Origin of the sequence: Vibrio algarum (genome assembly GCF_028204155.1) — a bacterium.
GTDB classification, from domain to species: Bacteria; Pseudomonadota; Gammaproteobacteria; order Enterobacterales; family Vibrionaceae; genus Vibrio; species Vibrio algarum.
This window is the reverse complement of sequence record NZ_JAQLOI010000003.1, coordinates 1,595,739-1,618,974: the sequence shown is the minus strand read 5'-3', so window position 1 is coordinate 1,618,974 and position 23,236 is coordinate 1,595,739. Positions and strand designations below refer to the sequence as shown.

The following is a 23,236-nucleotide window of genomic DNA, read 5'->3' as shown; positions in this document are numbered from 1 at the left end:
ATGAATTATCAAGTATTCGAAAGCCCAGATGCAGTTGTTTACTCACTTTCAGAAAAACTACTTAGCCTTAGCAAAGAAGGGAGAGATATCCACGTTTCTCTATCTGGGGGAAGTACACCCAAATTATGGTTCAAAAAATTAGCTCATACTCCATATAATCAAGATATCAATTGGGAAAACATTCATTTTTGGTGGGGAGATGAACGATGTGTCGCGCCCACAGATCCTGAGAGTAATTATGGCGAAGTAAACGAGCTTTTGTTTAAGAACATAGAGATCCCTGAGGCTAATGTTCACCGAATATTGGGTGAAAACGATCCCAGCAGCGAGGCAATAAGATTTTCTGAGGAAATGATGGAAATAATTCCATCTAATCACGGTCTTCCTGAATTTGACTGGATTATTTTGGGTATGGGGACCGATGGTCATACCGCTTCTCTTTTCCCTAATAGAACCGACTATACGGAAACCGCTATCGCTATTGTCGCGACTCAACCGGAAAGCGGTCAAATTCGAGTTTCTAAAAGTACACGTTTAATAGAAAACGCAAAGCGAATTACTTATTTAGTACTTGGTGAAAATAAAGCACCAATACTTAAAGAAATACAACAAAATTCAGCCGGGATATTACCCTATCCGGCGGCAAATATTAAGTCCACCCACGGTCAAACTGAGTGGTTTTTAGATTTACAGGCAGCCAAACTGCTGTCTCACGGAGAGTAAAAATGAAAGGTGATATTGGTGTAATTGGTTTAGCCGTGATGGGACAAAACCTTATTTTAAACATGAATGATCATGGATTTAAAGTTGTTGCATATAACCGTACAGTTTCAAAAGTAGAAGAATTTATTCAAGGTCCTGCTAAAGGAACCAACATCATCGGCGCAAACTCGATGCAAGATCTGGTCGATAAACTCGACTCACCGCGCAAAGTCATGCTTATGGTAAGAGCAGGTGATGTTGTTGACCATTTTATTGATCAATTGGTCCCGTTACTTGATGAAGGGGACATCATTATCGATGGTGGAAACTCAAACTATCCAGACACAAATAGACGTGTTGCGGGCCTCAAAGAAAAAGGCATTCATTTTGTAGGAACTGGTGTATCCGGCGGTGAAGAGGGCGCTAGATTCGGCCCGTCTATCATGCCTGGTGGAGCACCTGAAGCATGGCCACATGTTAAACTTATTTTCCAAGCCATATCTGCAAAAACAGAATCTGGTGAGGCTTGTTGTGATTGGGTTGGGAAGGACGGTGCAGGCCACTTTGTCAAAATGGTCCATAACGGTATTGAGTATGGTGACATGCAACTTATTAGCGAAGCGTATCACTTCTTGAAAGAAGGGTTGTCCTTATCACATCAAGAGATGCAAGCTATATTCGAAGAGTGGAAATCCACCGAACTAGACAGTTATTTGATCGATATTACTGCCGATATATTGGGCTATAAAGATGAAGACGGTAACCCTTTGGTTGAAAAGATTTTGGATACAGCAGGCCAGAAAGGTACAGGGAAGTGGACCGGTATCAATGCTTTGGATTTAGGGATACCACTTACACTGATAACTGAGTCAGTCTTTGCTCGTTGTCTTTCATCATTAAAAGACCAACGTATTGAAGCAGAGCAACTATTTAATAAGACGATTTCACCGATCCAAGGGGATAAAAAAGTGTGGATTGAAGCGGTACGTCAAGCTCTTCTTGCGTCTAAAATTATCTCCTATGCTCAAGGCTTCATGTTGATAAGAGAAGCGTCTGAAGAAAATGATTGGGCGTTAAATTATGGCAATGTAGCGCTTATGTGGCGTGGTGGGTGCATTATACGCAGTGCCTTTTTAGGAAACATACGAGATGCGTATGAAAACAATCCTGATATTCAGTTCCTAGGCTCTGATCCGTACTTTAAAGATATTTTAGTTGATAGCTTGCCAGCGTGGCGTAAGGTTGCGGCAAAAGCATTGGAAATAGGTTTGCCTATGCCGACAATGACATCGGCGCTAACCTTCTTAGATGGCTACACAACGTCACGTCTGCCAGCCAATATGATACAGGCACAAAGGGATTATTTTGGCGCCCACACGTATGAAAGAGTAGATAAACCGCTTGGTGAATTTTTCCATACTAATTGGACTGGTACTGGTGGTAATACGTCATCTACAACTTATGATGTATAACCAATGGTAGGTTAATCGCTATTCAAAAAGGGATGTACTATGTACATCCCTTTTGTCTTTATATGTCGCTTACAATGCAGTTTTTTCCTTGTTGCTTGGCTTTGTACAACGCTTTGTCTGCACGACTGATGGTATCTTCGATCGTTTGGTCTGATTCTATAAGAACAGAAATGCCGATGCTGACTGTAAATTTGGTAGAAATTCCCTTTGTTGTTACAGATGCGTTTTCAATTTCTTTACGTAAACGTTCTGCCACAATTTGGGCTTGGTCGATGGTATTTTCGTGTAGTAAGGCGATAAATTCTTCACCACCCATACGACAAAATAAATCACTATTTCTAAAAACTGAGTGACAAATTTCAGATAACGTAACGAGTGATGCATCACCAGTTGAGTGACCGTTTACATCGTTAATTTGTTTAAAATTATCGATGTCGATCATTAATAGTGCGAGTCTATTCCCATAGCGCCGACAACGATTAAACTCTGCTCGAGCTAATGGAAAAAAACCACGTCGATTTTTCGCATTGGTAAGTGGGTCCAGGGTAGCAAGCTTTTTATTTTCTTCGACCAACCTCTGGTGGTTGGATATGTCCCAGGTTACTCCGTTTACAACTAATCCATTTCTTGATTTGCTATATCGATGAATTGCGGCACTTCTTACAGCACAAAATTCGTTGTTACTTTTAACTATTCGATACTCTACATCAAACTTCACGTTGTCGCTGAGTGACAAATTCATGGCGGTTTGGACTTTGTCGATGTCATCTGGATGCACTCGGCTAAACCAATCATAAGAGGTATAAACGTTGTCCGGTTTATTAACGCCAAATATCTGACTTGTTCTATCATCGGAATAAAACTTGTCTTGCTTTACATTCCATTCCCATATACCGAGCTCTCCGGCTGCTGCCGCGAGCTGCAATCGATTAGAGTAATTTTTAAGTGAGTTTTGCGCATGACGCAGTTCTTTGGTTAATACTTTCTGTCTAAAGTACATAAATATCAAAACGATAAAGGACGTTATGACAGAAAATACTAGCGAAGTATGTTCTGACGCAAGCTCAAGTAGGTAACCTTCATCGTCATCTTCATTTAGTTTTTGGTAAGGCGGAATTTTGAGCTCTTTAAGTAACGCGTGAACGGAAGCGTAATGTTTTGGGGTCGTCCACCCAGAAATGTCAGCTGTATATGCAGCCTCATCTTGCGAGTTCATAACGAGTAATGCTGCAGCAACCTGTCTAGCAACAACATCGTCAACATGGGCTGATTTTGCGAAAGCCCAATCAGGATACAACCCCGTACTAGTAAGCTGAGTGAATTCAGGATCAGTCTCATCACTAGGAAGGATACTAAAATCTTGTAAATTTATCTTTCCTTCAGCTTCCATTTGTTCAAGAGTTCCGGTTCGAACGATACCAACATCGGCGGCACCCTTTAAAACAGCTTGAATAACCAGATCATGAGTACCGAGAAATCGAAGGTTTTTTAAATCGGATTGTATATCAATGTCATCGCGACTGAGTCTACCTAATGCTATTTGCCACCCACCTAATGAACGTGGGCTTACTGCCGCAACGGATTTATAGAGTATGTCGTTCGAAGACGACAATGTTAGTGAGTCGGATCTGGATATGATAACGGAACCTAAAGTGGCGTCCGAATTACTAGAATAATTAGAAACAAGAGTAGCAATTCTTGATACGTTATATGTGCTCTCTAGTTGAACATACATCGCTGGGTTAACAAGAACAAAATCAATAGACTCTCTATCAAGTTCTGCATCCACTTCATCAAATTTGAGCGGTACGATGTTGAACCGTTTGGTCGGTATGAGCTTAGTTAAATAGATAGCTGTCGCTGACCAACGCTGTTTGGTAATGTCTTTACCGCGCTTAGCCAGTACGCCTATATTTACAATCTCAGGTTCCTGAGCTAAAGAACTACTAGGGATCCCCAAACCAAAAACTAAGGACAAAATAGCAAGATAACGGAGAAAAACTCTGTTTGAGAACCGTTTAGAAATTTCAATTAACATGAGGTGAAGAAGCCAATCCTTGAACCGTATCTAATAAGTGGGGAATCTTAACTATTGTTAATAGTATATCTTCATCAACATATATACAAAGAATGATAGTTATTTTCATAAAGACAAAAAAAAGACGCTTACTGATAAGCGTCTAATATACGGCAATAAAGTCAATTTAATGTATGTTGACAAGCAGTAGTATGAATTCTATTTAAAAGTGAAAGCGAGTATGTATCATCATTTGACTACCATACACACCATTATCAAGGATAGAGGCACCCAGTGCTAATTGTTGCGTCGAATGGAAACGAGCACCAGCTTCATAGATTAGATGGTTTTCATCGTCGTCAACTAACCAACCTAGTTTTCCATGTAGTTCAACATTGTCCAAAAACCAAATTCTCGTACCAACATTAAACTCTGGAAGCCACTCATTACCAATAAGATTTGATGTGTCATCTTTAATGTTGTGTATTAACATTTGACCTGTAATATCCACAAATTGATTCATTGGACCGTTAAAACCGACACCAGCAGCTACATCGTAGTCATTCGAAAATTCACTATCACCGCGTACAATAAAGTGGGCATTTTCCATAAATTGCATGCTGTAAGCTGCGCCAAAGGTGGCTGGGCTAGCTCCAATACGAAAGTCTAGCGCGTTATAGGGGAAGTTATTTGCAGAAACAGACCCTATTGAAAGTAATAAAAGGCTAATTATTGAAAATGCGCGAGCCGTGCTTAACATGGAAACTCCATTTACTGTTTAATTTAGTTATGTTTTTCAAAGCAAATAATATGCCAAATTACTATTTTGGGTTTGAAAGCCCGATTTTATAACGCTTCTCAATTTTATAGGAGGGAATCGAGAGACGTTATTTTAATGACGTATATTTTGCCATGACAACTATTTGACACATGAATGACTAAAAGTTGAACGCTTTGATGAAACGGTAACGAAAATTCCACCTAAATCTTTCTTTTATTGAAATATTTCGATAAGTGAGTGAGATTGATCGCATTCTAAATTATCATCTGCATGGTATTTTGACGCTTCTTTGCAAATTTCAATGTTAGCGTATCAATTAAAAAACTCAGCTTTGGTAAATTTGACGGAAAAGTAAAATAAATGAGTAGTATCAAAAAGGAAATGTCTATGGAACGGCTGGTTATTTTGTTCGCTTTATGCTTTTTATTGCCGCCTAGAGCGGCAATAGCTGCGGATAGCATTAAAGTGTATGCCGCTGCATCGATGACAAATGTTATCTCGGAATTGGCTGCACGCTATAGTGATAAAAGTGGCGTAAAAATTGTCACCATTTATGCTGGGTCATCTTCTTTAGCGCGGCAGATAGAAGTGGGTGCGCCTGCTGATCTGTATATTTCAGCAAATACAAGGTGGGTAGACTATTTGATTTCGAAACAAGTCATTCACGAAGAAGGTGTCACTGTAGTCGCTGAAAATGAACTTGTACTTATACAGCCCAAATCTAGGTCGATTGATAAATTTGATTTGACGGATAAAGCCGGTTGGAATCAGGTACTACTCAATGAAAGAATCGCATTAGGTCAGCCAGATTCTGTTCCTGCGGGAATTTACGCCAAACAATCACTCATTAATTTAACCGTTTGGGATACAGTTAAAAAGAAGATCGCGTCAACAAATTCTGTTCGCGTAGCGCTAGCATTAGTAGAAAGAGGTGAAGCAGGTCTGGGTATAGTGTATAAAACAGATGCCTTAACAAATGATAAGGTTTCTATTCTAGATACATTTTCAAACGAATTGCATGACCGTATCGAGTACCCTATGGCTATAGTAAAAGAATCAGAACAAGTAAGATCTTTTGCAGACTATTTAACCAGTGATGATGCAAAACAGGTGTTCACCGAGTACGGATTTAAATAGGGTCACGATGTTGGGTGCCACTAGTTTAACTGGGTGTCATGTGATTCAATTGGTAACACCTATTTCAACGGAGTGCGGAAAAGTTGTCAGAATTTGAGTTAGAAGCTCTATTTTTAAGCTTAAAAATTGCTTCAATTGCCGTTGCCGGATTGATACCGGTTGGAATAGCTCTAGCTTGGTTGCTGGCTAAGAAAGAATTTTATGGTAAGCAGATATTAGACAGCCTTATCCACCTACCTTTGGTTTTACCGCCGGTTGTTATTGGCTACTTGTTGCTGGTTGTGATGGGGAGGCAAGGCGTTATCGGCTCTTTTCTATTGGATACGTTTGGTCTCTCTTTTAGCTTTAGTTGGCGTGGAGCAGCATTAGCTTCTGCCATCGTAGCGCTCCCTTTGATGGTGAGAGCTATTCGGCTAAGTTTAGAAAATGTGGATCCCAGATTAGAACAAGCAGCTAGAACCCTTGGAGCAACGCCTTTCAAGGTTTTTTATACCATTACATTGCCACTTACTTTGCCAGGTATCGTGACAGGTACGATGCTCTCTTTTGCTCGAAGTTTAGGTGAGTTTGGTGCAACTATCACCTTTGTTTCAAATATTCCAGGTGAGACCCAAACCTTACCTTTGGCAATGTACAGCTTTATCGAAACACCTGGGGCAGAGGTGGCTGCGGCAAGGCTTTGTATTATTTCAATCGCCGTTGCTCTGGTTTCATTATTAGTTTCTGAGTGGCTTACACGTCGGACTCAAAAACGTTTAGGTTATTCAAAGTTACGATGATAGAAATTAAACTAAATCACAAGCTCGGTAATGTGTTGCTAAATGTAGAGCAGCGTATTCCATCATCTGGCATAACGGCAATTTTTGGTCGTTCAGGTTCAGGAAAAACCTCTCTGATTAATGCTATTGCGGGACTAATCACGCCTGAACAAGGAAAGATTAAGGTAAAAGAAAAAGTTATCTTTGACCACAAAAACAAAATCAATTTGGCCATTGAAAAGCGCAACATTGGTTACGTTTTTCAAGATGCGAGACTTTTTCCTCACTACAGTGTTAAAGCAAATTTGCTGTATGGTGTTAAATGCAGTGCAGAGCCTGAAGGGTTCGATCATATTGTCGACCTTCTTAATTTGTCTCATCTTCTGAATCGTTTCCCGATAGATCTCTCCGGCGGAGAGAAGCAACGTGTGGCTATAGCCAGAGCGCTGCTATCAAATCCAGATATGTTGCTGATGGATGAGCCGTTAGCGTCGTTAGATCTACCTCGTAAAAAAGAAGTCATGCCCTTTTTGGAAAAAATGGCTCAAGAAATCAACATCCCCATTTTGTACGTAACCCACAGCTTAAGTGAGATTTTAAGGCTAGCAGATCATATTCTACTCATGGATGAAGGGCACATTGTAACGAGTGGTAGCTTAGAAACGGTATGGGGTTCAGATGCTATGAAACCATGGCAATCATTTTCCGAACAAAGCTCACTTTTCGAAGCGACGATCTGTCAGCATCATGACAAGTACGCTCTGTCTAAAGTACGTTTAAATACAGAAACATCCATGTGGGTTCAACACATCGATGAACCAATACATTCGTCCATTCGATTGCAGATCCGAGCAAACGATGTTTCTATCACTTTGCAAAAAGCGGTTGGTACCTCTATTCGAAATATTTTACCCGCTACAATAAAACAGATAGATCTTATAGAGACCAAACAAGGCAACCAAAATGTATCTGTCACTTTAGATTTAGGTCAAATATGTATGTTAAAAGCGAATGTCACTAAGTGGGCATTTGATGATCTTAAGCTTCAACCAGGTCAGAAAGTATACGCGCAGATTAAGGGGGTCAGCGTGACTCAAAAAGATATGGCGATGAAACATGTCATCGCCAGTGAGTAATCCAAATCGTTAGGTAAAGATTATTGGTCTACTTATTCTATAGTGTGTTTATCTAGATCGGCGTAGCCTTTAGGTGGTGGAGTCCATCCTCGTTCTGTTCGAGAGTGCTTGTCTGCGCGATCGTCATTCATTGCCGAACTTATTGCCTCTTCCAGTTCTATAAATAGTTTCTGATAGGCAACATCATATCGATCCTCTTCGGAAGCTTCTTTCCAAGTGTCGAACATTTTATCAGCCCCTTTATTTTCAATGGCTATAAAGGCATTTTTCTGTTGTTCAACCTGAAAAGGATGAAAGCCAACGTCTTTAAGTGCTTGCTTTCCCGCCTCTAATGCTGAGAAGTAGGTTTCAGAAATAATAGTGTCGGCACCTGCTAGTCGGAGTGCATATGAGTGCCCTCGATCAAATGCTCGAGCAATAATTTTCACATTTGGATAGGTGTGTTTTACATATTCGACTAACTCTTTCACAGCCTCTTTATTGTCGATGCTAATCACAATAACGGACGCTTTTTCAATGCCGGCGGTATGAAGTAAATCGGGTTTTGTTGCGTCTCCGAAATAGCTCTTAATATTGATTTTTCTCAGGTTATCAATCTGAGTAGGTTCTACATCGAGAACGGTAGTTTTAACGTTATTTGCACTCAGTAAGCGAGTGACGATCTGACCAAAACGTCCTGCACCTGCAATAATAACATTACCCGTTTCTTCAATTGTATCGGGTTCGCGATCGTTTTCGGTTTTTTGATACTTAGGTAATATTACTTTGTCGAAAAGTATGAATAGACCCGGTGTAAGGAACATTGAAAGTGCTACAACCAAAGAAAGGGTTTGAGCTATTTCTTGAGGTAAAACGTGATTCTGTACGCTGAAACTAAGCAAAACGAAGCCAAACTCGCCCGCCTGAGCGAGGCTCAACGCAAACAACCAACGATTACTCTTCTTAATCCGAAAAATAAAAGCAAGAACAAAAAGGACCGTTCCTTTCAGTAGCATAAGACCTATCGTGAGAGAAATAACTAGTGCGAAACTGTTGAATAAAACATCAAAGTTTATCCCTGCGCCAACAGTGATAAAAAAGAGACCGAGTAATAGACCTTTAAAAGGTTCTATATTGGATTCAAGTTCATGCCTAAACTCACTGTTAGCCAATACAACACCGGCTAAAAAAGTACCCAGTGCTGGAGACAATCCTACTAGGCTCATAAGGGCGGCAATACCAATTACTAACATTAACGACGTCGCGGTGAAAATTTCACGTAAGCCAGATTTAGCGACGTATTTGAACAATGGACGGGAAAGAAAATGACCACCAACGACCACTATACCTATGGAGAGAATAATGACTAATCCGTAAGCCCAGCTCGGTAAACCAGCAACCAAGCTCAGTTCTTCGTGGTGTTCAGCGGCCTGCGATGCCATAGATTTTGCCGCTTCCACTAGGTCTGGTAATGCCAGTAAAGGAACAAAGGCTAACATAGGAATAACGGCAATATCTTGAAACAAAAGGACCGAGAATGCATTTCTTGCGCCTTCAGCTTTTTCTAAGTTCTTTTCACTGAACGTTTGTAAAACAATCGCTGTGGAAGACAAAGAAAACACCAAACCAATGGTTAAAGAGACAGTCCAAGTAATTCCGAAGGCCAGGGCTATACCGGTAACGCCTGCCGTTGTCAACCCAACTTGAAGCCCGCCAAGTCCTATAAGTTTGTTTCTCATTGCCCAGAGCATTTTAGGTTCTAATTCTAGGCCAACGAGAAAGAGCATCATCACTACACCAAATTCAGCGACGTGTTGGATTGATGTCGTCTCATCACCGACAAGGCCAATAACGGGCCCTATGACGACCCCCGCGACTAAATAACCAAGTACAGAGCCTAAACCGAACCGCTTAGCCAGTGGCACTGCTATCACGGCGGCACTAAGGTAAATAAATGCTTGTAGAAAATAGCCGGTCATAGGACCACCTCGTTATGATCTTTAACAGTAGAAGAATCAATATAAGAAAGAGCTACAAGTGATTTTAACTTGGCTTTCCAATCGGATAAGTGCTCCACTAACTTGCCTTCTTCCTTTGCCGTTCTTGAGCTGAACAAAGTGAAGGGGGTAGGTAGGTCATGTGTGTTAAATTGGCCATTTGTTCTAGCGGACGCAAAAGTTCGGCGATAGTGAAGTGGTTATAGCCATCTTTCCGATACGCCTCCTCTGGTCCACCAGCTGTTAATGCACACATGAATCGTTTATTTCTCAAAGCAGTAGCCCCTTCACCGTAAGCAAAACCATGTTCTAATACGAGATCTTGCCACTCTTTTAGTAAAGATGGCGTTGAATACCAATAAAGAGGGAACTGAAAAATGATGGTATCGTGTGACAGCAATAGCTGCTGTTCTGCGTCTATATCTATTTGAAAGGTTGGATACTTCGCATAAAGATCGATAGCAGTAACGCCCTCTGTTTCTACAGCAGCTTCAAACATCGGTTTATTGATTTCTGAACGGCGTAGTGAAGGGTGGGCAAAAAGCAGCAACACCTTATTGTTTATAGACGGTGCATCTTTCATTTTCAGTCCCTTTAAGCTAACTAATTGGATGATTTGTTGAGTGCGGCATCAAGCCATGAATTGAACTGGCCTTTCGCTAAGGCACCGCTGAGCATGTCGATTTTCTTGCCGTTCTTAAATATCATGATAGTCGGGATACTTCTTATCTGATATTGGGCAGCTAATGCTTGATTCGCTTCGGTATCAATTTTAACAAATCTCATTTGGCCTAATCTCTCTTGAGCTACATCTGAAAATACTGGAGCGAAGCCTACACAAGGGTTACACCAAGGCGCCCAGAAATCGATAACAACAGGTGTGTTGGCAGATAGCAGCGCATTAATGTTGTCAGAGGTACCTTCAATTGGTGCTCCGTCAAATAAATGAGATTTGCACTTACCACAGCTTGCCATTTCAGAAACGCGTTCAACGGGTACTCTATTTATGCCTTTGCAGGAAGGGCATCGAGTGTTAAATGTAGACATAATTTTCCCTATTTAAATTGTCGCTTATCAGTGAGCCTGTATAAGCGTATACTTGAATACAATATAACGTAACATATTAAAACAATAGAAATACAGAGGAACAGATGACGAAGTACTACGCTGAAATAACTGGGTGGGGAAAATGTCTGCCACCGGCCGTTTTATCTAATGATGATTTAAGCACATTTATGGAAACTTCTGATGAGTGGATTCGTTCTCGAACGGGAATTGAGAGCCGTCGTATAAGCCATGTAAATACATCAGAATTAGCCACTGTTGCTGCAAAGCATGCACTCGCATGTGCCGGTATTGAAGCGAATGATCTCGATGTTATTATTGTTGCTACCTGTTCAGCTGATTCTTTAATTCCTAATATTGCGTCGAAGGTCCAACAAAATCTTGGCGTCGTTGGTGCGGCTGCTTTCGATTTAAATGCCGCCTGTACTGGCTTTGTTTACGGTTTAGAGACAGCGACACGACTAATTCAAGCCGGTAACTATAAACACGCTCTTGTGATTGGTGCAGAACGCCTTTCATTTTTTATTGATTGGAGTAAACGAGATACAGCGGTTTTGTTTGGTGATGGTGCTGGCGCAGCGATTCTTAGTAGAACGGAAGAAAAAGTCGGCTTACAAGAGGCACTAATCGGCTGTGATTCCGCAGGACGCGATATACTCTCGGTGCCTAAATTTGGTACTAGTATGGATCGTTTTGCTGCTGATAATGGCTATTTCGATTTCAATTTTGTTGGCCGCGATATCTTTAAACGAGCAGTAAAAGGAATGGGTGTTGCAGCACAGACCGTTTTACAACGTGCAGGGATGAGTACTCAAGATATTGACGTTCTCATCCCCCATCAAGCCAATATTAGAATTATTCAGACATTAGCTGATTTGGCAGGGATTTCTCAAGATAAGGCCTTTGTAAATATACAAAAGTACGGTAATACATCTGCGGCGACTGTGCCTATTGCTTTGTGTGAAGCTCTAGAGCAAGGGCGCGTTAAACCTGGTGATAATATTCTCGTGGCTGCCTTTGGTGCTGGATTAACATGGGGTTCGGGTTTATTAAAATGGGGGAGTCGAGTTACGCCAATTGATAGCAGCGACTCTTCATTACCTGATTGTGATAAGACAGCTCTTGAATTGATTGCAGAGCACAAAAAGCATTGCCTAAAGCCTAAAGCCTAAAAATTATCAAAACCATTTTATTAAACAGGAGCCAAATAGCTCCTGTTTTTTTTCGTTGAGCCTACTTGCCCATTAATTTTCGCTTCCTCGCTCTTATTTAATTTGAAGCGTTGGTGAGTAGAGTTGGTATTAAACGTTTTTCCAATAGTGGTGAGTATTTATAACCACAGTTTTGATATAGGGGTGTCCGGGCTGAAATGGTAGTTAATTTGTGCCTGAAGTAATTCAGCTGTGGCAATGGCGTCGGTAAGTGCGTCGTGTGGAGGGTAGGTTGGGAGATTGTAACGAGTACGACTATTTGCAAGACGGATAGAAACAGGCCGACTCTTTTTAAACCAATCGATCATTTTTTTAGGTCGAGATTGTTGGATATACGCCTCTATTTGCATGGTATCGATCACGGGGAAAATAATTCCCTCATTGATTAAATTGCGCAATGCTGAATCAAAAAATCCCTTTCGATCCTTCGATAATGCACTACAACCACTTTACCTGCTAATTCATCTAATATCTTTTCTAAAATTCGCAATAAATTAGGTGCACCTTTCAAATCTGAATGGGTAATACCATGGATAACAATTGAGTCTTCTTTTAGTTTATCTTCGGGTGTGACAAACCAATGTTTTGCTTTTCGGCAAGATATTCTATTTAACGTAAAAGGTACGAGTCCAATACTTATAATGCTATTTTTATTGGCATCTAACCCAGTGGTTTCAAAATCCAATGCTACAAATTCGATGTCTTTGAGTTGGGCCTCATTAGAATAGGTGCTTGAATTATAGAAATTAGTTAGGCGACTATCTTTACACTCTAACGCTTTAATTTGGAAAAAGGCTTTCCAGTTTAAGATCTCTTGATCATTAAAATAGCGCATCATTTACCTTTTCATGCTGTTGGCAGTGTAGCGAAACTTGAGGAAGTTTTGTGCATTGCTTAAAACTAAAAAAGCATCTTTAAGGTTACGTCTTTCAAAATCGGACATGTTTTCGGGTTCAATATTATTGTCAGGTTCCTGTTCCGACTCGATGTCTAAAGCTTGGTGACGAATACGAACCAAGGAGATGAACTCCATGGCGTGTTGAAGATCTTTTCCCTTTGATGGGGGAGTATTCCTGCTTCGATAATGTCTTCTAACCGGTCAAATGAGCTGTGAGATTGTGACCCGATAGCAAGCGCATGAACACGGATTAGATCCGCTAACGGTGCAGTGCCACGTCTTTTTAGATTAATAGAGTTGTTATGACGTCCATCTTTTTCCATCACAAAATCTTTAAAAAAGCCAAGTGGTGGTGTTCGGTTTAATGCATTCCTTGCAAGGCAGGCTAAAAAGCGATTGTTCTTTTTGGCTTTTCTGAGGATAAATCCGTTTAAATGCTCAGCCCATTTTAGCCTACCATACACACCGTATAGGTCGAAAAATATAGAACAATTCAGAAGCGTTTTAGGGACTGGGTTGTCTATCCAATCTGAGAAACACGCTTCCCATTCAGATTGAGTTTTTCGGTATTCAGGATTAGTTGCCATTATTTCTCCTGTACAGTAGGAGTAACCACAGGCATCTAAACCATCACATACATAAGTAGCAAGATCTTTAAAGTAGGCGCCATGAAGTGCTTCTTGATATTGATTATCAAGTATTATGGCATTGTCTTGGTCTGTCACTATAAGCTGTTCATCTCGAGCCATAGACCCTAGTGCTAGGAAACAATAAGGTACAGGAGGTGGCCCTAATTTTTCTTCTGCAAGTTCGAGTAAGCGTTGTTTAAAGCTTCGTCCAATTTCCGACATTGCTCTGCCAATCATATGTGAGTTAGCGTCTTCATTGATCATTCGAACAAAACAATCTTTGAGTTGATGCGAAAGTATAATCAAATCTTCAATACTGTTTTGTTGAAAAATACTACTGACAATTAACAAGCTATTCTGCGACTCATAGCGAATGATGTCAGTAACTTCGACAATACCAATCGGTTGTTTATTTTTTAAAATGGGTAAATGATGGACGTTATAACGAAGCATTAAAAGCATTGCTTCGAAAATATAAGCGTTGTGGTCTAATGAGATAAGCTCTGTTGACATGACTTCTAGAACTTCAGTATCGACATCTAATCCATGTGCAATCACTTTAGCACATAGGTCACGCTCGGTTATTATTCCAACAAAGCTATTGCCTCCTTCGTCGGCGAGGTTTGGATCGTTAATCAGTGCTGCAGAGACATTTTCTTCAGTCATGATTTTTGCGACATTTTGAATTGTGGTGGTAGTTGGTACCATTACTGGCAAGCCACTAAGTAGCGTTTTTACTTTTGAAGTGGTGAGTGTATTCGAGTTATCACTATTATCTTCGACGGCTTGCTGTAATCGGATGGTGCTCTCGACTTGAACAAAGTCTGCAAAAACGTCATAGCGTTCGCATAAGGTGTCAAAAAGGCTCTCTGGAATGCAGTATAAAAGCGTATCTTTCAGAGATTTAGCTGGGAAACGAACTTTATTATTGGTGAGTAGCCCCATCTGACCAAATACTCCACCTTGGTCTAAACGATTATAAAGTTCACCGGTACGTCGATATATTTCGACCACTCCACTGCGGATCATGAAGAGGTCATGGATACGGTCGCCGAACTCTATGATTGTTGTATCAGCCCGGTAATACGATATTTCGATACTCTGTGACACTTCGATCAATGCTTCTTCGGGAAGTTGGTCAAAAGGAGGGTATTGGCTGATGAAGTTGCGAATTTCTAATAGTTCGACTTCCATTGTTCGCTCAGTATGAATAAATATATTGATAACAGTATATTGCATCTACTGCTTATGTGCAGCTAACTCTCTGCTCTCAAGCAAATTATTCATGATAAAAAATCTATTTTCGTACTAGCATAGTACTATGCACTTTAGGTATTTACTGTATTTAGTAATTGGTTGATTTTTTTGGTGAGGAGTGTAGACGAGATTTTGACGTGTAATTACAGCACTTCTCGTTATGATTAGTTTAGCGATAAGGGAGCCGAATGGCTCCCTTTAGATTATATTAAGCTTTTGAAAACATGAGTGTTCTGTAACCACCAATCAAATTACGAGCTTTATAACCATTGTTCACTAGTTGACGGTAAGCAACGTTACCACGTAACCCAACAGCGCAAAGAATGATGATTTCTTTATCTTTTGGAAGTTCGCTCATGCGAGGACGAAGTTCATCCACAGGAATATTGATAGCGCCGTCTAATGTACCGAAGTTTTGGATTTCCATTGGTGTACGAACATCCAAAATCAACTGGTCATCTGTCAAGGTATCAAGCTCGTCGAAATGAATGGCTCTTGAATCACCGTTTTCAATATTGTTGGCAACGAAAGCGGCTTGGTTTATGACGTCTTTTGCACTACCAAATGGTGGCGCGTACGTCAGTTCTAAATGTTGTAGTTGGTCGATAGTCATACCTGCGCGTTGTGCAACGGCCATAATATCGATACGCTTGTCTACACCATCTTTACCTGCGGCTTGTGCACCAAGAATTTTCTTAGTATCTGGGCAGTACAGCATTTTAAACGATACAATTTCTGCACCAGGGTAGTAGCTTGCATGGCTTGCGGTGTGAACATAAATTTTCTTGAATGGAATACCTTCACGCTTAAGTGTTTTCTCATTTTTACCCGTAGAAGCAACGGCTAAATCAAAGATTTTACAGATAGCGGTTCCTTGAGTTCCCTGATACGTTTGTTCACGACCGAACATGTTATCTGCCGCCATTCTACCTTGACGGTTTGCTGGGCCTGCGAGCGGAACGATAGTAGGGTTACCCGTTATAAAGTCGGCTTCTTCTATTGCATCACCTACTGCATAGATAGAAGGGTTGCTTGTTTGCATTGTTGGCGCAGTCCAAATACCACCAAGATCACCAATTTTTAAACCTGCTTGACGAGCGAGTTGAATTTCAGGGCGAACACCGATAGCCATAACTAATATTTCAGTCTTGATTGTGTCGCCGTTGCTTAGGCTAAGATTTAGATGGCCTTGTATATGAGGATGTTCGTCTGTTTCACCGCTTTCAATATTTGCTAGGTGCGGTTCTTCAACATATTCGACGGCTTCTAAGGCCACACCTAAACGAAGATCTACGCCTTTCTCTTTGATTTCAGCGTGAGCAAAGCCCGCCATTTCACGGTCGACAGGAGTCATAACCTGATCAGCTAGTTCAACAAGCGTTGTTTTAATGCCAAGTTGGTGGAACGCTTCCATCATTTCTAAGCCGATAAAACCGCCACCAACAACCGTTGCGTGTTCTGGGCGATTCATACGGATAGTATTCAGGATCTTGTCCATATCAGGGATATTGCGCAGCGAATGGGTAATTGGGTTTTGAATACCAGGGATAGGTGGGACTATTGGGCCAGCGCCAGGGCTTAATACTAAGAAATCGTAGCTTTCTGTATACTCTGAATTATCCAATACATTTTTAATGGTCACAGATTTATTGTCTTTATCAATGCTGATAACTTCACTCATGGTGCGCACATCAACATTGAATCTAGCGAGAAAGCTTTCTGGTGTCTGCAGAAGTAGGTTGCTTCTTTCAGTGATATCGCCACCAATGTGATATGGTAAACCGCAATTAGCAAAAGACACGAATTCACCGCGCTCGAACATGATAATTTCTGCTTCTTCGCTTAAACGTCTTGCTCGTGCTGCCGCAGATGCTCCACCTGCCACACCACCAATTATTACTATTTTAGTCATAGTGTTCTCCTAAAAATTAACCTGAATCCTAGCTTTATCGATGCTAAGTAAAATATAAAATGCTAAGAAACAACAATAACAATCCACTAACCGAAAAAGGTTAGTGGACTATGAATTGTGTTTTCTTAGCTTCTTACTACCGGATTTATTCTAAACCTATTCTGGAAGGCTATTTGAGTGACCCGTCCCAATGCTATTTACATCCTAATTTTTTTAGAAAGAACACTGCTGGGCAAAATCCAGTGAAGGCACTTTGTAATAGATTAAGGCCTGCGAATACCGTTAACCAAACAAATCCTGGATGAACAAAATAAGTTAAAGCCACCGATAATAGAACCATGCTACCAGCCAACACTTTAATACCATTATCTACTGTCATTTTTCTATCCTCTGAGTTGTTTACAATCAAACTATAATATTCTAATTTAGAAATGTCTAATGTTATTTTTATTTAATTCGGTTTTGCTAATAAAGAGTTGACTAACTTTACTATATTAGTAAAATCTAAATAAGAAAATTAACTTATAGGGGTTGTCATGGAATTATTAAAAATGCAAAGCAATGCTGCTGAAGTGTCTGAGTTGCTTAAAACAATGGCACACCCCGAAAGACTCATGGTTCTTTGTCAGCTTATGCAGGGTGAAGTGGGGGCGGGTAAACTTCAAGAGAACTCTACCTTAAGTCAATCTGCTTTTTCTCAACATTTGACTGTATTACGAAAGCATGGGCTGGTTAATGTGAGGAAAGAGTCACAACAAGTTTTTTATTCGTTGTCAGATGAGCGGGTTAGTTCATTGATAACGAATCTACATCAAATTTATTGTATTTAAATTTAGACTAAAAATTAGAGGTAAAAAAATGAGCTTCACCATTCCTTGGGATTCGTTGTTTGGTGGTGTGCTATTAGGGATATCGGCCACCTTGTTGTTACTAATGAATGGAAGGATCGCTGGGATAAGCGGTATTCTAACTGGGCTATTAACCCCAAAATCAAAAGATTATTTGTGGAGAATGCTGTTTTTTGTCGGCATGATTTCTGGTGGGATGTTAGGTGTTACGTTTTTTGGCGCAAGCATACCAACAGAATTTGCAGCGAGTACTGGAATGCTCGCTTTAGCAGGACTGTTAGTAGGATTAGGCACCAAACTTGGTAATGGCTGTACTAGTGGCCATGGTATTTGTGGAATGGGACGACTGTCAATTCGTTCTTTTGTAGCGACCGCTATTTTTATGTCGGTTGCCGCATTGACGGTATTTATCCGTCTTCACCTATTATAGTTTGGAGTGAGTATGTTTCGTTTAGTATCCCTTATCGCGGGTCTTTTGTTCGGTCTAGGAATGGCGATATCCGGCATGGTTGACCCTATCAATGTGGTCGGTTTTTTAGATGTGGCCGGAGAGTGGTCTCCGGATCTTATGTTTGTTATGGGTGGTGCGTTAGCTGTCTTCCTACCAGCTTATTTACTGATAATTAAACCTCGTAGCAAACCGGTTTTAGCTGAAGAGTTTTGCATGACTAAGAAAAGCGGAATAGATACGCGTTTAGTGGTTGGTGCAACGACATTTGGCATTGGCTGGGGATTAGTTGGATTGTGCCCAGGTCCGGTTGTTTCGTCACTCGCAGCAGGTAATGCTGGAGTCGTGATATTTTTCTCTACTATGATGGTCGGTCTTGGTTTAGCTAATATTTTGATTTGTATCAATAAAAAGAAGCATTCCGAACCACAAACGGTTTCAAGTAACTAGTATTAACAAAGACAGATGTTAGTTAACATCTAAATGAATGGATTGGTTTAGGAGGAAAGATGAAAAAGGATTTTAACGGTGGCTTTGTTCATAAAGTAATGAACAGCTTTTTTCCTCCGATATTAATTCTACTTGCGCTGGCAATTGGATTAGTGTCACTTGTTATGACACCAAAAGAAGAAGATCCTCAGATCATCGTTCCTATGGCGGATGTCATAATTCAGGCACCTGGTTTAAGTGCCAAACAAGTGGAAAAGCAGGTAACAGAACCTTTAGAAAAATTATTGAGCCAAATAGATGGTGTTGAATACGTTTATTCAACATCTATGCGAGGAGCCGCTCAAGTCATCGTGCGTTATTTCGTTGGTGAAGGACGGGAAGACGCACTTGTTAAGCTCTATAACAAGTTATACGCAAATCAAGATAAGGTTCCGTCTTCTGTTACTAACTGGATTGTAAAACCTGTCGAAATTGATGATGTGCCAATTGTTGTTGCCGCGCTCTATTCTACTAACCCCGAGCAAATAGGTAACTATGAATTACGCCGAATCGCACAGCAAGCGACTCAGCGGTTAAAAGCCTTAGACAGTACCAATGTTGTCGAAGTAATAGGTGGACAGTCGCGCATTGTCGAAGTCAAGCTCAATAGTGCAGCGATGGCTAGTCGAAAAACGACTATCGATGACTTAAAAAATGCATTTTCTATTAGTCACAACAAACAAGATTCTGGTCTTATTCATCAATCAGGGTTGGTCTATCAGCTCGAATCAGGGCAATTCTTCACTAAAGCAGAAGAACTGGGTGAACTGGTTGTTAATGTCGTAGATGGAAAACCTGTTTTTTTGCGCGACGTGGCGGCGATTTCTGACGGTCCTGAGGAAGCGACTGACGACACTTGGTTTCAATTTGGCTCTGCAAATGGAGAAATCAGTCAGACTTATCCAGCAGTATACATTTCGGTTGCTAAGCAAAAAGGGTCTAACGCCGTAACTGTTGCACAAAATGTACTAAAAGAACTCGATAGTTTATCGGTTGAACAGTTTCCTAAAGATGTTGAGTTAAGCATTATCAGAAACTATGGTCAAACGGCGGACGACAAAGTTTCAAACTTAGTATCGAGTTTAGGTATCTCTATCCTTACGGTGGTGGTTTTCGTCGGTTTATTTCTAAACTGGCGGAGTGCACTGGTAGTCGGTATAGCAATTCCAATCAGTTATGGCGCAGCATTAGGTATGGACTTGGCGTTTGGTTACTCCATTAACCGTGTCACTTTATTTGCTTTAATCTTGGCTCTTGGTCTTATCGTTGATGATCCAATTGCGAGTATTGACAACATCGAACGCTACCTAAAAAGAAAAGACCTTACCCGTACAAAAGCGATTGTTTTGGCTATGGCAGAGATTCGTAGTGCATTGCTGATGTCGACTGTCGCTATCGTGATCGTATTTACACCAATGTTCTTCATTACAGGTATGATGGGGCCTTACATGGCACCACTTGCTTTTAACGTACCAATAAGCGTAATTTTCAGTACGATTGTTGCCTTTATGATCACGCCTTGGCTTGCACGTAAAATATTACGAAGAGCAAGTGATGAAGGCACGTACGACGTTAAGACGACATTATTATACAACTGGTATAAGAAACTACTTCTTCCTATGCTTGATAATAATCGAAAGAGCTGGTTATTTTTAGGTGCAGTTGCCGTTCTATTTGTTGGTGCAGCATTATTACCAGCTTTAAGGTTGGTCCCATTGAAACTGCTACCGTACGACAACAAAAATGAGTTTCAACTTGTTGTTAATATGACGGAACAGTCGAGTTTTGCTCACACGTCAAATGTATTAAGAGATTTTTCAGAATACCTTGTAACTGTTCCTGAAGTTGTTTCTGTCTCGGCTTTCTCGGGTGTTGCGTCTCCAATGGACTTTAACGGTATGGTTCGGCATTACTTTATGCGTAGCCAACCGAATCAAGGTGAGTTACGAATAGTATTGGCGGAAAAGAACAGGCGATACCAACAGTCTCATGAAATTGTTACGCGGCTAAGAAGTGATTTAGAAACGATAGCTGCCAAGCACTTCGCGGATGTTCAATTGGTTGAGGTTCCGCCCGGTCCTCCAGTGATAGCAACAATAACTGCAGAAGTTTATGGCGAAGAAACGACGAGTTATGAATCATTGCAAAAACAAGCATTGAAGGTAGCCCAAAGACTGAAACGAGAAGAATTTGTTTCAGAGGTCGATACATCAATTCAAGGTAATTTCGATACTTGGCAGTTTGTTGTTGATCGAGAAAAAGCCGCTTTGTCGGGTATATCTGTTTATGACATAAATGAGGCGATTAGAACCGCTAATCAAGGTTTTGTTTTAGCCAATTTACAAGATGAACGAGAAATTAATCCGTTACAGGTAAAAGTTCGTCTCGCTAAAAGTAATCGAGATGATTTAAACAAACTGACGTCGCTTTATGTAAGAGGCAGAGCGGGTATCGCTAAGAATGAAATACATGGCGCTTTGGTGGATGCACCTCAACCTCTTGTACAAATTTCTGAACTTGGTCGATTTGTTAAAAAGCCAGTTGAACAACCCATAAATCATAAAAATTTAAAGCCCGTGGTGTACGTTTACGCAGAATCTGTAGGACGAGTACCCGGTGAAATTGTGGCTGATGTGATGTCGGATAGAGATGAAGAAACTCTAAGCGAACGCATACCTGTTAGCGATAGAAGTTACTTAAATAATGGTGCGGGAGATGGTTGGTCAGTTGACGACGGAACCACGATTGTTTGGAGTGGCGAAGGTGAATGGAAGATTACAATAGATGTATTCATTGATCTTGGTATCGCCTATGGAGCCGCCTTATTAGGTGTATTTGTAGTGATGTTAATACAAACAGGCCTACCAGCGGTTTCTGGCATCATTATGCTAGCGATCCCGCTTACTGTCATTGGTATCATGCCAGGATTTTGGATACTTAATGTATTTAGTCAAGATATTAATGGTTATCCTAACCCGGCACTGTTTACCGCAACAGCAATGATCGGAATGATCGCATTAGCTGGTATCGTTGTACGAAACTCTCTTGTTCTTATTGAGTTTATTCAACAATCCTTGGCAGAGGGTAAAGCGTTAAAAGATGCGCTTATAGAATCTGGTGCGGTTCGTATGAGGCCCATTTTACTTACGGCTGGTACTACTCTGCTAGGTAATATAGTTATAACCCTTGATCCTATTTTTAATGGTTTAGCGTGGGCGATTATATTCGGTATCACAGCCTCAACCGTATTCACTTTATTGGTCATCCCTGTGGTGTACAACCTCGCATATCGTAATGTGAAAGGACATGGTTTAGCCACTCAAGAAGAGGAAGAAGTATGAAACATTCAAAGGCCGTCTTAGGGCTAGCCCTATTTTCTATATTAGGACTAATGTTCCTGTATATGGCGGGTTACTTCACCGAGAAGTTACCAGAGCAGGGACTTAAACAAGCTACTGACTTTCCACAATTAGAAACTGTGTCGGTTTCTCAGCAAACAATCCCCGTTAGCTACGAATTTACAGGGACAGTAGCGGCTGAACAAAAAGCGATCATATCTGCAAGGCTGACAGCAAAAGTCGCTGAGGTGTTGGTTAATGTTGGTTCGGTCGTTAAGCAAGGTGATGTGCTGATGCGTCTAGAAAGCACAGATTTAGACGCAAGAGTTCAACAAACTGAGCAGGCTTTATCTTCCTCTCAAGCTCGACTGAACGCAGCACGTAAAGAATATCGCCGTATAAAAGAGTTGGTAACGAAAAAAGTGTTATCACAATCTCAATTTGACCAAGCTGAAAGTGAGTTGAAAACAGCGCAAGCCTCATTCAAACAGGCACAAGCTGCCGTAGTGGAAGCAGAAACCACGTTTGGATTTAGCTTAATTACCGCTCCATTCGATGGATTAATTACTCAAAAGAACGCAAATATGGGCGATACTGCCTCACCGGGTATGCAATTATTAAGTATGTACAACCCAGAAAAACTACAGTTACAAGTTAACATTTCAGAAGCACAAATTAGAGATGTAAAACTTGGTTCACACTTAGTTTATCAATTACCGACTTATGATATTGAAGGTTTAGGAGAAGTTGTTGAGATAACGCCAGCTGCGGACAATAGTTCACGAAGTTTCGTGGTTAAGTTAAACATGGATACTCAGTCTCTTGTTTTTCCGGGGGTATATGCCAAGGTTGTTGTGCAGAGCGATGAGCAACAGGTACTTATTTTACCAGAGAATACGGTTTACCATGTTGGACAGTTAGATTACGTTAAAGTAGTTAAAGATGGCGCGATTCATAATCGTCTCGTACAGCTAGCTGACAACTATCAAGTTAGAAAAGGAGTTTCGAGTGGTGACGAGTTAGTACTAAATCCGCTTGAATATAAATAAAACCTATTTAGTTTCGACAGACGTTAAGAAAGGTCCGATATCCGGGCCTTTCTTTTTTTAATATGTGTTCTGAACAATATGTAGACGGTTTTAGAAGCAAAGGTATAGAAGTT

At 40.7% G+C, this 23,236-nt stretch carries 17 protein-coding genes and 3 pseudogenes; 11 read left to right on the top strand and 9 right to left on the bottom strand.

From position 1 onward, the window contains the following. A complete protein-coding gene (gene pgl, locus PGX00_RS22695) occupies positions 1-723 on the top strand; it encodes a 6-phosphogluconolactonase (RefSeq protein ID WP_272140843.1) in 723 nt (240 codons plus the stop codon). Between the two features lie 2 nt (positions 724-725). Beyond that, a complete protein-coding gene (gnd, locus tag PGX00_RS22690) occupies positions 726-2,174 on the top strand; it encodes a decarboxylating NADP(+)-dependent phosphogluconate dehydrogenase (protein ID WP_272140841.1) in 1,449 nt (482 codons plus the stop codon). 58 nt (positions 2,175-2,232) lie between these two features. Here gnd and PGX00_RS22685 read toward each other — a convergent pair whose 3' ends face one another. Next, on the bottom strand, positions 2,233-4,212 hold the full coding sequence (locus PGX00_RS22685) for a diguanylate cyclase (protein ID WP_272140839.1): 1,980 nt from the start codon (positions 4,210-4,212) through the stop codon (positions 2,233-2,235). Between the two features lie 202 nt (positions 4,213-4,414). Then, positions 4,415-4,951 carry a hypothetical protein gene (locus tag PGX00_RS22680; RefSeq protein WP_272140837.1) on the bottom strand — a complete coding sequence of 179 codons (537 nt, stop codon included), beginning with the start codon at positions 4,949-4,951 and terminating at the stop codon, positions 4,415-4,417. A 381-nt stretch (positions 4,952-5,332) separates the two neighbouring features. Between PGX00_RS22680 and modA the strand changes: the two genes are divergently transcribed. The 3 genes from modA (at position 5,333) to modC (ending at position 8,003) form a co-directional block, all read left to right on the top strand. Then, entirely contained in the window at positions 5,333-6,109 is a 777-nt protein-coding gene (gene modA, locus PGX00_RS22675) for a molybdate ABC transporter substrate-binding protein (protein WP_272140835.1), read from the top strand. An 83-nt stretch (positions 6,110-6,192) separates the two neighbouring features. Further along, positions 6,193-6,888 carry a molybdate ABC transporter permease subunit gene (gene modB, locus PGX00_RS22670; RefSeq protein WP_272140833.1) on the top strand — a complete coding sequence of 232 codons (696 nt, stop codon included), beginning with the start codon at positions 6,193-6,195 and terminating at the stop codon, positions 6,886-6,888. Then, positions 6,885-8,003: a molybdenum ABC transporter ATP-binding protein ModC gene (gene modC / locus PGX00_RS22665; protein ID WP_272140831.1), complete on the top strand. Its 1,119-nt coding sequence runs from the start codon at positions 6,885-6,887 to the stop codon at positions 8,001-8,003. The genes modB and modC overlap by 4 nt, the downstream gene beginning before the upstream one ends. 32 nt (positions 8,004-8,035) lie before the next feature. Here modC and PGX00_RS22660 read toward each other — a convergent pair whose 3' ends face one another. From PGX00_RS22660 to trxC, 3 genes and pseudogenes are all read right to left on the bottom strand, one after another. Next, the gene (locus tag PGX00_RS22660; RefSeq protein WP_272140829.1) at positions 8,036-9,961 is read right to left on the bottom strand and encodes a monovalent cation:proton antiporter-2 (CPA2) family protein; all 1,926 of its coding nucleotides are present in this window, start codon (positions 9,959-9,961) and stop codon (positions 8,036-8,038) included. Between the two features lie 53 nt (positions 9,962-10,014). Continuing rightward, positions 10,015-10,562: pseudogene (locus tag PGX00_RS22655) on the bottom strand (NAD(P)H-dependent oxidoreductase); the annotation flags it as partial. A 20-nt stretch (positions 10,563-10,582) separates the two neighbouring features. Further along, entirely contained in the window at positions 10,583-11,026 is a 444-nt protein-coding gene (trxC, locus tag PGX00_RS22650) for a thioredoxin TrxC (RefSeq protein ID WP_272140827.1), read from the bottom strand. A gap of 104 nt (positions 11,027-11,130) precedes the next feature. Between trxC and PGX00_RS22645 the strand changes: the two genes are divergently transcribed. Next, the gene (locus tag PGX00_RS22645; RefSeq protein ID WP_272140825.1) at positions 11,131-12,216 is read left to right on the top strand and encodes a ketoacyl-ACP synthase III; all 1,086 of its coding nucleotides are present in this window, start codon (positions 11,131-11,133) and stop codon (positions 12,214-12,216) included. A gap of 158 nt (positions 12,217-12,374) precedes the next feature. Here the strand turns inward: PGX00_RS22645 and PGX00_RS22640 are convergent. The 4 genes and pseudogenes from PGX00_RS22640 to PGX00_RS22625 all read right to left on the bottom strand — a co-directional run bounded on the left by PGX00_RS22640 (position 12,375) and on the right by PGX00_RS22625 (position 17,330). Next, positions 12,375-13,093: pseudogene (locus tag PGX00_RS22640) on the bottom strand (3'-5' exonuclease). Continuing rightward, positions 13,094-14,976, bottom strand: a pseudogene (locus PGX00_RS22635) (DUF294 nucleotidyltransferase-like domain-containing protein). A 271-nt stretch (positions 14,977-15,247) separates the two neighbouring features. Continuing rightward, positions 15,248-16,951, bottom strand: a complete 1,704-nt coding sequence (locus tag PGX00_RS22630; protein WP_272140823.1) for an FAD-dependent oxidoreductase — start codon at positions 16,949-16,951, stop codon at positions 15,248-15,250. 193 nt (positions 16,952-17,144) lie between these two features. After that, a complete protein-coding gene (locus tag PGX00_RS22625) occupies positions 17,145-17,330 on the bottom strand; it encodes a YgaP family membrane protein (RefSeq protein ID WP_272140821.1) in 186 nt (61 codons plus the stop codon). Positions 17,331-17,487: 157 nt separating this feature from the next. On the opposite strand from PGX00_RS22625, the gene PGX00_RS22620 reads away from it, so the two are divergent. Genes PGX00_RS22620 through PGX00_RS22600 form a run of 5 tightly spaced genes read left to right on the top strand, consistent with a single transcriptional unit; the run spans position 17,488 to position 23,123 of the window. Next, positions 17,488-17,781: an ArsR/SmtB family transcription factor gene (locus PGX00_RS22620; RefSeq protein ID WP_272140820.1), complete on the top strand. Its 294-nt coding sequence runs from the start codon at positions 17,488-17,490 to the stop codon at positions 17,779-17,781. A 28-nt stretch (positions 17,782-17,809) separates the two neighbouring features. Next, positions 17,810-18,229, top strand: a complete 420-nt coding sequence (locus PGX00_RS22615; protein ID WP_272140818.1) for a YeeE/YedE family protein — start codon at positions 17,810-17,812, stop codon at positions 18,227-18,229. Between the two features lie 12 nt (positions 18,230-18,241). Further along, on the top strand, positions 18,242-18,697 hold the full coding sequence (locus PGX00_RS22610; RefSeq protein WP_272140816.1) for a YeeE/YedE family protein: 456 nt from the start codon (positions 18,242-18,244) through the stop codon (positions 18,695-18,697). Positions 18,698-18,756: 59 nt separating this feature from the next. Next, positions 18,757-22,077, top strand: a complete 3,321-nt coding sequence (locus tag PGX00_RS22605) for an efflux RND transporter permease subunit (protein WP_272140814.1) — start codon at positions 18,757-18,759, stop codon at positions 22,075-22,077. Next, entirely contained in the window at positions 22,074-23,123 is a 1,050-nt protein-coding gene (locus PGX00_RS22600) for an efflux RND transporter periplasmic adaptor subunit (protein ID WP_272140812.1), read from the top strand. Before PGX00_RS22605 ends, PGX00_RS22600 begins: the two co-directional genes overlap by 4 nt. Positions 23,124-23,236 lie beyond the last annotated feature (113 nt).

What these genes read in the sequence shown, in the direction of transcription:
- PGX00_RS22605 (WP_272140814.1), top strand. Translation starts at nt 18,757, where the DNA reads ATGAAAAAGGATTTTAACGGTGGCTTTGTTCATAAAGTAATGAACAGC.
- modC (WP_272140831.1), top strand. Translation starts at nt 6,885, where the DNA reads ATGATAGAAATTAAACTAAATCACAAGCTCGGTAATGTGTTGCTAAAT.
- PGX00_RS22620 (WP_272140820.1), top strand. Translation starts at nt 17,488, where the DNA reads ATGGAATTATTAAAAATGCAAAGCAATGCTGCTGAAGTGTCTGAGTTG.
- PGX00_RS22615 (WP_272140818.1), top strand. Translation starts at nt 17,810, where the DNA reads ATGAGCTTCACCATTCCTTGGGATTCGTTGTTTGGTGGTGTGCTATTA.
- PGX00_RS22685 (WP_272140839.1), bottom strand. Translation starts at nt 4,212, where the DNA reads ATGTTAATTGAAATTTCTAAACGGTTCTCAAACAGAGTTTTTCTCCGT.
- modA (WP_272140835.1), top strand. Translation starts at nt 5,333, where the DNA reads ATGAGTAGTATCAAAAAGGAAATGTCTATGGAACGGCTGGTTATTTTG.
- PGX00_RS22610 (WP_272140816.1), top strand. Translation starts at nt 18,242, where the DNA reads ATGTTTCGTTTAGTATCCCTTATCGCGGGTCTTTTGTTCGGTCTAGGA.
- PGX00_RS22625 (WP_272140821.1), bottom strand. Translation starts at nt 17,330, where the DNA reads ATGACAGTAGATAATGGTATTAAAGTGTTGGCTGGTAGCATGGTTCTA.
- trxC (WP_272140827.1), bottom strand. Translation starts at nt 11,026, where the DNA reads ATGTCTACATTTAACACTCGATGCCCTTCCTGCAAAGGCATAAATAGA.
- PGX00_RS22680 (WP_272140837.1), bottom strand. Translation starts at nt 4,951, where the DNA reads ATGTTAAGCACGGCTCGCGCATTTTCAATAATTAGCCTTTTATTACTT.
- PGX00_RS22660 (WP_272140829.1), bottom strand. Translation starts at nt 9,961, where the DNA reads ATGACCGGCTATTTTCTACAAGCATTTATTTACCTTAGTGCCGCCGTG.
- pgl (WP_272140843.1), top strand. Translation starts at nt 1, where the DNA reads ATGAATTATCAAGTATTCGAAAGCCCAGATGCAGTTGTTTACTCACTT.
- gnd (WP_272140841.1), top strand. Translation starts at nt 726, where the DNA reads ATGAAAGGTGATATTGGTGTAATTGGTTTAGCCGTGATGGGACAAAAC.
- PGX00_RS22645 (WP_272140825.1), top strand. Translation starts at nt 11,131, where the DNA reads ATGACGAAGTACTACGCTGAAATAACTGGGTGGGGAAAATGTCTGCCA.
- PGX00_RS22630 (WP_272140823.1), bottom strand. Translation starts at nt 16,951, where the DNA reads ATGACTAAAATAGTAATAATTGGTGGTGTGGCAGGTGGAGCATCTGCG.
- PGX00_RS22600 (WP_272140812.1), top strand. Translation starts at nt 22,074, where the DNA reads ATGAAACATTCAAAGGCCGTCTTAGGGCTAGCCCTATTTTCTATATTA.